11 protein-coding genes are annotated in these 11,356 nt (G+C 68.5%); 3 read left to right on the forward strand and 8 right to left on the reverse strand.

From position 1 onward, the window contains the following. The first annotated feature begins 25 nt into the window (after nucleotides 1-25). Nucleotides 26-1,432, forward strand: a complete 1,407-nt coding sequence (locus ACTRO_RS08725; RefSeq protein ID WP_034262665.1) for an amidase — start codon at nucleotides 26-28, stop codon at nucleotides 1,430-1,432. A 12-nt stretch (nucleotides 1,433-1,444) separates the two neighbouring features. On the opposite strand, the gene ACTRO_RS08730 is transcribed toward ACTRO_RS08725, so the two are convergent. Both ACTRO_RS08730 and lpdA read right to left on the reverse strand, forming a co-directional pair. Next, on the reverse strand, nucleotides 1,445-1,939 hold the full coding sequence (locus tag ACTRO_RS08730) for a hypothetical protein (RefSeq protein ID WP_034262667.1): 495 nt from the start codon (nucleotides 1,937-1,939) through the stop codon (nucleotides 1,445-1,447). Between the two features lie 101 nt (nucleotides 1,940-2,040). Beyond that, the gene (lpdA, locus tag ACTRO_RS08735) at nucleotides 2,041-3,441 is read right to left on the reverse strand and encodes a dihydrolipoyl dehydrogenase (protein WP_034262668.1); all 1,401 of its coding nucleotides are present in this window, start codon (nucleotides 3,439-3,441) and stop codon (nucleotides 2,041-2,043) included. A gap of 113 nt (nucleotides 3,442-3,554) precedes the next feature. Here lpdA and ACTRO_RS08740 point away from each other — a divergent pair, with 113 nt between their 5' ends. Beyond that, nucleotides 3,555-4,103 carry a CGNR zinc finger domain-containing protein gene (locus tag ACTRO_RS08740; protein ID WP_034273827.1) on the forward strand — a complete coding sequence of 183 codons (549 nt, stop codon included), beginning with the start codon at nucleotides 3,555-3,557 and terminating at the stop codon, nucleotides 4,101-4,103. A gap of 99 nt (nucleotides 4,104-4,202) precedes the next feature. On the opposite strand, the gene msrA is transcribed toward ACTRO_RS08740, so the two are convergent. Both msrA and ACTRO_RS08750 read right to left on the reverse strand, forming a co-directional pair. After that, a complete protein-coding gene (gene msrA / locus ACTRO_RS08745) occupies nucleotides 4,203-4,712 on the reverse strand; it encodes a peptide-methionine (S)-S-oxide reductase MsrA (protein ID WP_034262669.1) in 510 nt (169 codons plus the stop codon). 80 nt (nucleotides 4,713-4,792) lie between these two features. Further along, nucleotides 4,793-4,993 carry a hypothetical protein gene (locus ACTRO_RS08750; protein WP_034262670.1) on the reverse strand — a complete coding sequence of 67 codons (201 nt, stop codon included), beginning with the start codon at nucleotides 4,991-4,993 and terminating at the stop codon, nucleotides 4,793-4,795. 254 nt (nucleotides 4,994-5,247) lie between these two features. Between ACTRO_RS08750 and ACTRO_RS44810 the strand changes: the two genes are divergently transcribed. Next, nucleotides 5,248-6,006 (forward strand): gamma-glutamylcyclotransferase, encoded by a 759-nt coding sequence (locus tag ACTRO_RS44810; protein ID WP_063627952.1) that lies wholly within the window; start codon nucleotides 5,248-5,250, stop codon nucleotides 6,004-6,006. A 15-nt stretch (nucleotides 6,007-6,021) separates the two neighbouring features. On the opposite strand, the gene ACTRO_RS08760 is transcribed toward ACTRO_RS44810, so the two are convergent. The 4 genes from ACTRO_RS08760 to ACTRO_RS08775 form a co-directional block, all read right to left on the reverse strand. After that, nucleotides 6,022-6,969 (reverse strand): redoxin family protein, encoded by a 948-nt coding sequence (locus ACTRO_RS08760; RefSeq protein ID WP_051450535.1) that lies wholly within the window; start codon nucleotides 6,967-6,969, stop codon nucleotides 6,022-6,024. Beyond that, nucleotides 6,966-7,580 carry a PRC-barrel domain-containing protein gene (locus ACTRO_RS08765; protein ID WP_034262672.1) on the reverse strand — a complete coding sequence of 205 codons (615 nt, stop codon included), beginning with the start codon at nucleotides 7,578-7,580 and terminating at the stop codon, nucleotides 6,966-6,968. The genes ACTRO_RS08760 and ACTRO_RS08765 overlap by 4 nt, the downstream gene beginning before the upstream one ends. A gap of 46 nt (nucleotides 7,581-7,626) precedes the next feature. Beyond that, nucleotides 7,627-9,975, reverse strand: a complete 2,349-nt coding sequence (locus tag ACTRO_RS08770; protein ID WP_051450536.1) for an FUSC family protein — start codon at nucleotides 9,973-9,975, stop codon at nucleotides 7,627-7,629. 157 nt (nucleotides 9,976-10,132) lie between these two features. After that, a complete protein-coding gene (locus tag ACTRO_RS08775) occupies nucleotides 10,133-11,329 on the reverse strand; it encodes an epoxide hydrolase family protein (protein ID WP_034262674.1) in 1,197 nt (398 codons plus the stop codon). Between the last annotated feature and the right edge of the window lie 27 nt (nucleotides 11,330-11,356).

Here is an 11,356-nt window from a genome sequence, read left to right on the forward strand (position 1 = left end):
CCGGTCGTGAGACAGGAGATACGGCATGAGCACCGACTTCACCCGTTCCGATGCGACGGAGCTGGCCGAGCTGATCCGGACGGGAAAGGCGTCGTCCGTTGAGGTGGTGCAAGCGCACCTCGACCGCATCGAGGCTGTGAACCCGAAGCTCAATGCCATCGTCACCGTCGTCGACAGTGCGTTGACGGCCGCGAAGGCTGCCGACGAGGAACTGGCGGCCGGCGGTGCGGTGGGGCCGCTGCACGGAGTGCCTTTCACCGTGAAGGACTCGTTCGACACGGCTGGAGTGCTCACCCAGCGCGGGTCGCCCATCTTCGCGGGACGCATCCCGGACACCGACGCGACGGCCGTGGCGCGGATGAAGAGCGCCGGCGGGATCGTCCTGGCGAAGACCAACCTTCCGGAGTTCTCTTACTGGGTCGAGTCCGACAACCTTCTGACCGGCAGGACGAACAACCCCTGGGACCTCGATCGCTCACCCGGCGGTTCGAGCGGCGGCGAGTCGGCGTCGATCGCGGCCGGGATGTCGCCCCTCGGACTCGCCAGCGACCTGTCCATCTCAGTACGCGGCCCGGCAGCCGACACCGGCGTCGTGTCCTTCAAGCCGACGCACGGGCGCATCCCGATGACAGGCGTCTGGCCTCGGGCACCCCGCCGCAACTGGCATGTCGGCCCCATGGCCCGCAGCATCCGCGACCTGGCACTGGCCTATTCTCTGCTGGCCGGGCCCGACGGCGCCGACGGCTTCTCCACCGTCCCGCGGGAGTTCGACACGGGCCTGGGCGCATCCCCCGACCGGCCGGTGCGCGTCGGCTGGCTTGTCGACTCGGGACTCGGCCCGACCGACGCGGAGGTCGCGGCGACCGTTCAGGCAGCTGCCGAGGCCCTGCAGACGGCTGGAATGCAGGTCGACGCCGCGGACATCCCCGCTTTCGAGCGCGACAACCCCCTCGAGATCTGGACCAAGCTGAACGTCATGGAGGTCAAGCCGGCCTTCCAAGAGGTGACCGACGGACACGAAGACCAGATGTTCACCTACTCCAAGTTCCTGGCCGGCATGCCGGACACGTCGATGGCGGACTTCCTCGACGCCGAACAGGGGATCGAGCGGCTCCGGGACGGATTCGCAGAGTTCTTCAGCGAGTTCGACGTCCTACTGCTCCCGGTGACCACGATCCCGGCACACGGCCACCAGCTCGGCGAATTCACTCTGGGCGGCCAGACGGTCAGCCCCTTCCACGTGAGCTCGACGACCGTCCCGTTCAACCTGACGGGGCACCCGGCCCTTTCCATGCGGTTCGGCACGAGCAGCGACGGCATGCCCATCGGCGTGCAACTGGCGGCCAACCTGTATGCGGAGTCGACGATCCTGCACGTCGCCTCGCTGCTCGAGTCGCTCAGCCTGGTCCGCGACCAGCGCCCCGCCATCTGACGGGCGGTCTCTTCAGAGCCCCGTCGGCGAGTCTCGCGCGATGCGTACCCTGACGTGCTCGAGTGGGACGCCGACGGCGACCACGAACACGGCACCGCCATCGAACAACGTGTACGCGGCCGAACAGCCGAAGTCCTGCGTCACTTCGGCAGCCGTGGCGTCGGGCACGAGCCCGCGGGCAGGCGACCAGGCATCGTCGGCATCCCGAAGTCGCTCCATCGCGCGGGCGATCTGCGTCGGGCCCGCCGGTCGGCCGGCGGTCGGAAGGAAGGTGCCGCCGATCGCGAGGTGCACGGCACGGTACCGGGCGTCGGCCCGATCGAAGACCCGACTCGTCGTGCACACCAGCGCACGGGCCGGTCCGCTTTCCCAGGCCAGCAAGACGTCTTCGGCAGGATCGCCGACACGACCGTCCCAGTGCACGAACCAGCGCCGCCCGGCACCATCATCCGGAGTCTCGGACGCGAATTCGTACAGAGGGAAGGAAGGCGCGACATAGCGGTTCACGAGGCGAGTGTATGGATCCGGCTCTCCACCCCGAATCCGGGAGAATCCCTACTCAGGCCACTACGGGTTTCCATCCAGGCGCTCGTCAGCCTGGTTGCGCACTAGAAGTTGATCATTGCTCCGGCGAGCCCGTGGATTGCTTCCTGTACCGCTTCGCCGAGCGTCGGATGCGCGTGGATGTTGCGTGCCACCTCGTGCACGGTCAGGTCCCACTGCTGCGCGAGCGTGAGCTCGGGTAGCAGCTCCGTGACATCGGGGCCGATCAGGTGCGCACCGAGCAGCTCGCCGTATCGGGCGTCTGAGATCACCTTGACGAACCCGACCGAGTCCCCCAGCCCGGGTGCCTTCCCGTTGGCGGAGAACGGGAACTTCGCGGCCTTGACCTCGAAACCTTGGGCCCGGGCCTGTTCCTCCGTCCAGCCGAAGCTGGCGATCTGCGGCTGGCAGTAGGTGGCTCGCGGCACCATGACGAAGTCGATCTCCTTCGTCTCGACGTCGGCGATCGTCTCCGCGGCGACGATCCCCATGGCTTCGGCCGCATGCGCGAGCATCAGCTTCGCGGTCACGTCGCCCACCGCGTAGAGGTGCGGGACATTGGTCCGGCCCCTGGCGTCCACGGCGATCGCGCCGCGCTCGGTCAAGGCGACACCGACACGCTCGAGGCCGTAATCGGACACGTGCGGCGCGAATCCGATGGCCTGCAGCACCCGGTCCGTCGCCAGGACCTGACGGCCGTCCGGCGCGTCGATCGTGACCTGCACCTTCGGGCCCGAGTCGTCGACGGCGACGACCGTGGTCGAGGTGAGCACGCGGATGCCGAGCCTGCGGTAGCGGCGGGCGAGTTCGTCCGAGACCTCCGCATCCTCCGTCGGCACCATACGGTCGAGGAATTCCACGACGGTCACGTCTACGCCGTAGGCGCGGAGGATGTACGCGAACTCGACGCCGATGGCTCCGGCGCCGACGATCACCATGCTCTCCGGGAGAGTGTCGGACAGGATCTGTTCCTCGAAGGTGACGACCCGCTCGGAGAGCTCCGTGCCGGGCAGAAGCCGCGCGTGTGCGCCGGTGGCGATGATGCAGTCGTCGAAGACGAGAGTCTCCGAGGGGCCGGAGGACGGTGTCACGGTGAGCGTATGGCCGTCCTCGAATACGCCGCGCCCGTCGAACTCGGCGATGCCGTTCTTGCGCATCAGGAAGTGGATACCCTTGACGCGCCCCTCGGCGACGGTGCGGCTGCGTGAGTAGGCGACCTGGTAATCGAGGGTCACCGGCGCCGCGGATCGGATGCCGAACGTCTCGGCCTCGTTCCCGAGGATGTGGGCGAGCTCCGCGTTGCGCAGCAGGGCCTTGGAGGGGATGCAGCCGACGTTCAGGCACACGCCGCCCCAGTAGCGCTCCTCGACCACCGCGACGGTCCTGCCGAGCTGCGCGGCCCGGACGGCGGCCACGTATCCGCCCATGCCTCCGCCGAGTACGACGAGGTTGAAGTGCCTGCTCATAGCTCGACTTTACGGACGAGGCCACCGCCAGGAGATCAAGACCCGGCCCGCCTGCTCCAACCGGGTGGGACTCACGCGTGGAGATCCGCGCCATCACCTGCCAGACTGGTGACGTGAACCCGGCTCATGTCTTCATCTGCGGAAACCTGGCCCTGGACTTCGCCGCCACCCTCCGGGGACGTCGTTCGACCCGGTCCGAGACGCTCGCGACCCCGGCCCGGCTCGACGCCTGGTACTTGGAGTCCACGCTCGTGGACGCGCTCTACCCCAGCGGTCCGCCTGACCTAGTCCAGGCCAAGGCGGCGCGAGAAGCCATATACGAGCTGGTCACCGCCCGGTTGCGGAAGACGGACTACGACCCCGAGGCGCTCGAGGTCGTGAACCGGACGGTGCGCCGGCCCGCCGCCGTACCGCAGCTGACCGTGTCCGGCCGCCGCACCGAGGCGACGCCTGCCGAAGCTCTCTCCTCGCTCGCGCGCACGGCCGTCGAGCTTCTGAGCGGGCCGGACACGGCCCTGCTCAAGGAATGCGACAACCCCGAGTGCACCACCGTGTACCTGGACCGATCCCGCGGGGGCCGGCGGCAGTGGTGCAGCATGGATCCCTGCGGAAACAAGATCAAGGCCGCGGCGTACCGCGCACGCAAGAAGGCCCGGGATTAGCACCCGGCGTCCGCCAGGACGATCGTGCAACGCAGCCCACCCGCACCGTCGTCCGCTGAGCGCGTCGATGCGGGTGGGCGTGGTGATCCGAGCGGAGCCTCAGCCGGCGGTCGCCCGGCGCGGCAGCTTCCAGTTCGGCCGCGGGTAGTGGCAGGTGTAGCCGGCGGGGTAGCGCTCCAGGTAGTCCTGGTGCTCCGGCTCGGCCTCCCAGAAGTCGCCCGCCTTCGTCACCTCGGTGACGACCTTGCCGGGCCACAGGCCGGAGGCCTCCACGTCCGCGATGGTGTCCTCGGCGACGCGCTTCTGCTCGTCGTCCAGGTAGAAGATCGCGGAACGGTAGCTGGAGCCGACGTCGCCGCCCTGGCGGTCCTTGGTGGTGGGGTCGTGGATCTGGAAGAAGAACTCCAGCAGCGCGCGGTAGTCCGTCTGCTCCGGGTCCCAGACGATCTCGACGGCCTCGGCGTGGTTGCCGTGCCGGCGATAGGTCGCGTTCGGCGTGTCACCGCCGGAGTAGCCGACCCTGGTGGAGACGACGCCGGGCTGGCGGCGGATGAGGTCCTGCATGCCCCAGAAACAGCCCCCGGCGAGAATCGCCTTCTCGGTAGCCATTTTCTTAAGCCCTCCTCGGAGAGTTGGAAGAGATCAGGGTCCGGCTTGTTCCGGCTCGAACTGCGCCCTGGAACGGCCGGTCAGAAGGCCAGGTCCAGCGCGACACACGAGTGGAAAAGCCACGCGCGCTCGGCGTTGTACTCGTCGCCGGCCCGGCTCCTCGAGCCGACCGGGTGCTCCTCGACCAGAGCCGAGAACGGGACCGGCTCGGGCAGTGTGCCGAACCGTTCCCGACGCGCCTGCGCGGCGGTGTCCACGGTGAAGGTGTCATCAGCTGCCATGGTTCTCCTCCATTCCTCGGAGTGCATCACGCTGCAGGTCACAGGGGGGTCGTCCGGCCCTGTAGTCCCCTGCCCCGCGTCCCCCCGTCCCACCCCCGGGTCGCTTACTATGGCAGGACCTCCGTCACCTGTCAAACCGGTGACGCGACTATTCCTTCGGCCACCCAAGCCATGAGGAGAGCTCAGCGAGACCGCCTCCCGGCGGGAGCCGCCACGCCACCCCTCCACTATTTCGAAAGTCTAATATCAAGCCAATGTTTAACAAGGCGCCCGGGGCCCGGCCCCACTCTCTGTTCTCCTTCGGCACACTGCTGGAGGAGAACGTGCAAGTCACGCTTTTCGGTCACGCGGTACCCGGCGCCGAGGCATCTCTCGCCGGCTACGCGACCAGGCCGCTGGTCATCACCGACGCGGCCGTCATCGCGACCAGCGGCAGCCAGGTCCATCTGACGCTCAAGCGCGAACTCGGCAGCGTCGTCACGGGCGGCGTGCTTCGCCTCAGCGATGAAGAGCTTGCCGCTGCCGACGCCTACGAGGTCGACGACTACGCCCGCCGCCGCGTGCTGCTTTCCTCCGGGGAGAGCGCCTGGGCCTACCTCGACGCGGAGCCGCTGCGTTCGGCATCGCGTGTCCTGATCGCCGGCGGCGGCGAGTACGGACGACTGGCGGCGGAGCGCATCACCAAAGACGAGGCCCACCATCGGCTTTTCAACGCGGCCGTCCCCGGCAATACCCTGACCGAGATCACAGCGCAGATCCCTGAGTTGCTGCCGCGCCACCGTCCTGACACAGTCGTCTTCGCAGCGGGAATCGACGGCAACGACGACTGGCCTGCAACGATCGCGGCGGATCTCGCCAGACTCGCCGAGATCGTGCTGCGAGGCAACGGCCGCCTCGTCATCGCCGGACCCACGGCGGTGGACGACGAGCGCATCGCCGAGACACAGGTCCCGGCCCTGCGAGACGCGCTGAGTACCTGGTGTATCGAGAACCACGTGGATTACCTGGCCTGAGCGGCCCGGACACGCTCATCCGAAGGTGAAGGCGTAGGCCTCGGCACCAGGCTCGGGAAAGATGATCTCCACGGTCCGCTCACTGATTTTGCCGTCCTGGCGGATGAGTTGGTAGAGCCGGCCGCCTGCCAGCAGTCCGTTGCCGTCCTCGTCGACGTCCACGCCGTGGGAGCCGGCCGGAGGTTCTCCGTCCAGGAGCACCTGGAACGGGATCGGTTCGGCGCCTGTCCGATTGAGGACGAGGTTCACGTCGCGCGCGTGGAAGCGGAAAGCGAGGACGCTGTCTGGCCCGTACGGCATGACGCACTCGCTCCCGACAGTCCAATCGCCCGACAACGCCCAACTGTTGCCCGGCCGGTGCTTGGGCAGCTCGTACGTCTGCCTCCGATCGAAGGCGACGTCACCGGGTGAGGCGGACTGGCCACCGCGCGCGTAGCCGAGGTAGGTCTCGGGCGTCTTGAGGTTGCGCCGGTCCGCATCCGCCTCGATGCCGAGTGCTTTGACGGGTGCTGGGGCGGCGCTCACACCCAGGAGACTCTGGAGCGTCTGCTCCGACTCCTCATAACTTCCTTCGCCGAAGTGCTCGTCGCGGATGACGCCGTTCCGGTCGATGAAGTACAGCGCGGGCCAGTAGCTGTTGGCGAACGCATCCCACACCGCATAGTCGTTGTCGACGGCGATCGGGTAGTCGATGCCACGATCCGCGGCCGCCTGGCGCACCAGACCGGCGTCGTGCTCGAAGGAAAACTCCGGTGTGTGCACCGCCACCACGACCAGGCCGGCGGCGCGGTATGCCTGTGCCCAGGCGCGCACATGCGGCTGGGTGCGCAGCCAGTTGATGCACGTCAGCGTCCAGAAATTCACGAGTACCACATTGCCCCGCAGGTCAGCAGGGTCGAGAGGCTCGGAGTTAAGCCACTGAGTCGCCCCGTCGAGGCGTGGCATGTGCACGTCGCGGGTCACGAGATTTTCCCTTCGTGGCCCTCCCCGGGTGTGTCCGCCAGTTCGCGCACGAGGTCTTTGGTCAGGTCGAGTCGGATCCCGTCGCCGAATCTCGTCACGGATCTGGCCGACACGGCGATCCGGGCGCGGTGCCAGAAGTGGCCCGTGCCGAGCAGGAGGTCGGTCAGCCGCTGGCCGCCTTCGAGATCGACGGCGATCCCCTGCAGACGCCCGACCGCGCCATCGATGGCGTAGATGACCTCGCCTCGATGAAGCGCGACGCCTCCCCCGGGAATCCGGTCGCGGGTCGAGGTCAGGTTCCCGTACCCCGTGTCCTGCTCGATGCCTTCTACGCCAGGTCTGCGCAGGTCGTGTGGCATAGACCCCTCCGCGATCTCCTGGGTGGTCTCGAATTGCCCGAGCTCGGCCGTCGTACAGCGAAGCATGATGTCCTCGCCCACCGAAGCCACCTGGTCCGCGGGCACGAGCCGGCCGGGCGCCAGATCGGACGCCGTGACGGCCAGGTAGGTGACCCTGCGGGTGGCAGGGTCCACGACGAGCCAACGAAGGCGTCCGAAGAATCCGTCGGTGCAGGCCACGTCGGTACCGATGATCAGCTGTGTCTCACCCATGCCCGTGTCGTCCTTTTCCGTGTGGAGGACTTCGGTTCATTTTCGATCAGGCGGAGGCCGACTGCGCGGCGGCCTTGAGCCGACGGGGGTCTCCGCCGCGATGCGAGCTCCGTACCGTGAAGATCTTCTCGACCGGCCCGGCCACGCCCTGTTCGAGGTGACGGGCGGTATCGATGTGTTCCGCGGTCCAGATCATGCGCACCGCCGCGGCGGCTCCGCGCTCGCGCCCTTCGTCGATGTCCCGGCCGAGGGCTGCGACCAGACGGGTGCCCGCGGAGCGGTCCACGGCGGCGGGCTGCGGCGGGTCTTGGCCTCCGAGCAGCGCTTCGGCCGCTTGTGCGAACCAGGCGCTCATCCGGTCGCCCGCTCCGCGCAATTCGTGCCGCGCCTGCGCACGGTCGCCCGAGGCTCCGCGACCGACAGTGCTCCACAGGTCCAGTACCGCGTCCGCCGTCAGCTGCAGCACGACGGCAGCGTTGATCACGGTCGTGGCGTCTGCCAGCGAGAGGTGCTTCGTGCCGCGTTCGGCCAGGTAGTTGCGGAATGCGTCGTCCAGGCGTCTGGATGCCGCCGTCGCGCGACGTGCCTCGTCGGTCGGCTCGGCTGCGACTACATGGACGCTGTCGCAGCGGCTCACCCCGTAGTCCACGGCCTTGTCGAGATACCGAGCGCTGTCGGACAGCGCCTCCGACAGGCACCGGTCCAAGGCTCGCGCAGCTCCGCGTGGCCAGAACAGCACGCCGACCGCCAGGCTGACGACGCAACCGATGGCGACGTCTTCGACCCGCACGATCCCGATCTGCCAGCCGGCGGGCGCGATGATGTTGTAGAGGATGAGGACCGTCGCGGTGAACCCGGCCTGACCTGCGGCGAAGGAGATTGTGGCCGGTGCTATCCCGCCGAAGAAGACGGCCACCGGGAGCAGTACCCACAGGGCGGGCATCTGCGTGCCCACGAAGTAGACCAGCACTCCGCCGATGATGATGCCGGCCGTGGTGCCGATGATGCCGCGCAGCGCATTCTGCCCCGTGGTCAGCGCGTTCGAACGTAGTACGGCCAACGAGCCGAGCAGCACCCAGAAGGCGTGCTGCACGCCGGAGAACTCCACCACCAGCACGCCCACGGCGAGCGCTGCGGCGCCGCGCAGGCTGTTGTGCAGCCAGACCGAGTGGACTTCGGCGTGCGCCGCCGCGCCCTGCCGCGCGAACACGATCGACGAGCCCACAGCCTCCGGGCGATTGCGCCCCAGGACCAGCTGCCAGGTGGTGCGGGTGAGATTCGCGACGACGAGGTCGACCGACGTGCCGATCGCCCTGACGGAGGTCGCCAGTTCTTGCGCCCGGAAGCTCGGCATGAGGCTCCCGACGAAGTCGGCGGCGCGCTCTCCGGGACCTGCCCCACCCCGGGCGGCTGCCACGGCGGCGGAATGATGGTGAGGTAGCGTGTCGGTGGTCGACTGCTCCATGCCGGCGCGCTCGTGGTGCAGGTGGTCGAGGGCGGCATGCAGCCCGGCGGCCGCGCCCGCGCCCTTTTGCAGGACGTCCGCGGCCTTCTCGAGCACCTCGGCAGCCGCCAGTTTCACACGGGCGACGGGCTCATCGGTCAGCCCGTGCTCGGGCTCGAACGGCATCCGGTCCAGGATCGACCCCAGCCAGATCACCTTGTCGACCAGACCCGCCAGGATGCGCGCGGACGCGGTCAGGCCGGTGGGCCGGTAGGGCGTGCGGAAGAACGCGGTGCGCAGCGCCTCGACGGCCTCGTCCGCCTCCGCTGCGGCCGTCTGCCGCGCTTCCAGACTCCGCGGGTGGTAGCCGCTGCTCACGCAGCCGGCCTCCGCACGCAGCCGGCGGGCGAAGAGGCGACAGGCCGTGGCCGTCAGCCCGCGCACCGGCTCCTTCGTCGGGGCGGGCCACAACAGGGCGATCGCGAGGATCGAGGCACCCCCGGCCAGAAGCCAGCCGAGAACCCGGTCGGATACCGCGCTCGGCGACCCGGGCAACGTGACGGCGAGCACGAAACTGAGCAGCAGCGCATTGCTCGCCGAGGCCAGGGGCGAGCTGATCACTCCGGAGAAGAGCACCCCGAACGCGACGACGAAGGTCATCGGCACCGCGATCCAGCTGTGCTGGGAGCCGAGCGTGCCCACGCACACCAGCACGGCACCGGTGAGCACCAGTGCGGTCTGCGAGGCCAGTCGCTCGCGCATCGGTCCGTTGAAGTCCGCGAACAGCAGGGTGGCGAACCCGCCGAACGCGGCGAAGGTCGCCAGGATCGGGTTGCCGATCACGACCTCGGCCAGCGCGAACACGCCCGGCATCACGACCGCGGCCCTTCCTGCCCGCCGCAGCGCGATGAAGCCGTGATCGTGCCGTCGTAGCCAGTCCAACAGCTTCATCGCAGCTCTGGCCCTCCCGTTCGAGTGGCCGGGCGAGCAGAATGACGCCCTCTGTCTACTCTGCCATTCATTTCCTGGTGTTCGGATGCCAAACGCGCGCGGCGGGCTCACGTCGGCGCGCGAACGTGAGCCCGGCCGGCGTGGGCGTGCGCGGGCGTTAGCGCAGCGAGCGGAAGCCGATGCGCAATTCGTTCACGAACAGCTCCGGCTGCTCCCAGGCGGCGAAGTGCCCGCCCTCGGGGAGCTGGTTGTAGTGGATCAGGTTCGGGTACGCCTGCTCCGTCCAGCTCTTGGGGGCCTGGTAAAGCTCGTCGGGGAAGACGCTGACGGCGACCGGCAGCTTCACGCCGTTGATCCCGAAGAAGGACGCCGTGTTCTCGGCGTACAGGCGGGCCGCGGAGATCGCCGTGTTGGTCAGCCAGAACAGCGTGATGTTGTCGAGCACGTCGTCCCGGGTCAGGCCCTCGGTGTGCCCGGCGAAGGCCCGGGTTATCTGGGCGAGGCTGGCCGCGTCGTGGTCGAGCATGAAGGCCGCCAGGCCGACCGGCGAGTCCACGAGGCCGGTCAGCGACTGCGGGCGCGAGGCCATCATGTAGGCGTAGTAGACGTGCCGGTACACGTAGTCCAGCTGGCCGATCGCGGTCTTCTCCTCGTCGGAGAGCGACAGGCCCTCGGGCAACGCGTTCCCGGCGATGAGCGCGGCGTCGATGTCGGCGGGAATCACCTTGGGCATGTTGGTGTGGATGCCGATCAGGCCCTCGGGCTCCTGGGCGCCCATGAGGTCGGTGACGATGGCGCCCCAGTCGCCGCCCTGGGCGACGTACCGGTCGTAGCCGAGGCGCTGCATCAGCTCGCCCCAGGCGCGGGCGATGCGCTCGGGGCCCCAGCCCTGCTCGGCCGGCTTGCCCGAGAACCCGTAGCCGGGCATGGAGGGGATCACCACGTGGAAGGCGTCTTCGGCGCTGCCGCCGTGGGCGGTGGGGTCGGTGAGCGGCTCGATGATCTTCAGCTGCTCGACGACCGAGCCGGGCCAGCCGTGCGTGACGATGACCGGCAGGGCGTTCTCGTGCTTCGAGCGCACGTGGATGAAGTGGATGTCCAGGCCGTCGATCTCGGTGATGAAGTTGGGCAGGGCCTTCAGCTTGGCTTCGACCTTGCGCCAGTCGTACTCGGACGCCCGGTAGCGGGCGAGCTCCTTCATCGTCTTCAACTGCGTGCCCTGCGACTGGTCCGGGACGGTCTCCTGCTCGGGCCACCGCGCCGCCTCGATACGCGCGCGCAGATCCTCGAGCTCGGCGTCGGAGAAATCGAAGGTGAACGGGCGGATCGCCGGCACTCCAGGGGTGGAAGACATGATGTTCGTTTCCTTACTTGTGGTACT

It is taken from the genome of Actinospica robiniae DSM 44927, assembly GCF_000504285.1.
GTDB lineage: Bacteria > Actinomycetota > Actinomycetes > Streptomycetales > Catenulisporaceae > Actinospica > Actinospica robiniae.

Excerpts from the sequence above, each read along its gene's own strand:
- ACTRO_RS08770 (WP_051450536.1), bottom strand. The coding sequence starts at position 9,975 with ATGAAGCTGTTGGACTGGCTACGACGGCACGATCACGGCTTCATCGCG.
- msrA (WP_034262669.1), bottom strand. The coding sequence starts at position 4,712 with ATGGCTACCGAGAAGGCGATTCTCGCCGGGGGCTGTTTCTGGGGCATG.
- ACTRO_RS08725 (WP_034262665.1), top strand. The coding sequence starts at position 26 with ATGAGCACCGACTTCACCCGTTCCGATGCGACGGAGCTGGCCGAGCTG.
- lpdA (WP_034262668.1), bottom strand. The coding sequence starts at position 3,441 with ATGAGCAGGCACTTCAACCTCGTCGTACTCGGCGGAGGCATGGGCGGA.
- ACTRO_RS44810 (WP_063627952.1), top strand. The coding sequence starts at position 5,248 with ATGTTTAACAAGGCGCCCGGGGCCCGGCCCCACTCTCTGTTCTCCTTC.
- ACTRO_RS08750 (WP_034262670.1), bottom strand. The coding sequence starts at position 4,993 with ATGGCAGCTGATGACACCTTCACCGTGGACACCGCCGCGCAGGCGCGT.
- ACTRO_RS08765 (WP_034262672.1), bottom strand. The coding sequence starts at position 7,580 with ATGGGTGAGACACAGCTGATCATCGGTACCGACGTGGCCTGCACCGAC.
- ACTRO_RS08775 (WP_034262674.1), bottom strand. The coding sequence starts at position 11,329 with ATGTCTTCCACCCCTGGAGTGCCGGCGATCCGCCCGTTCACCTTCGAT.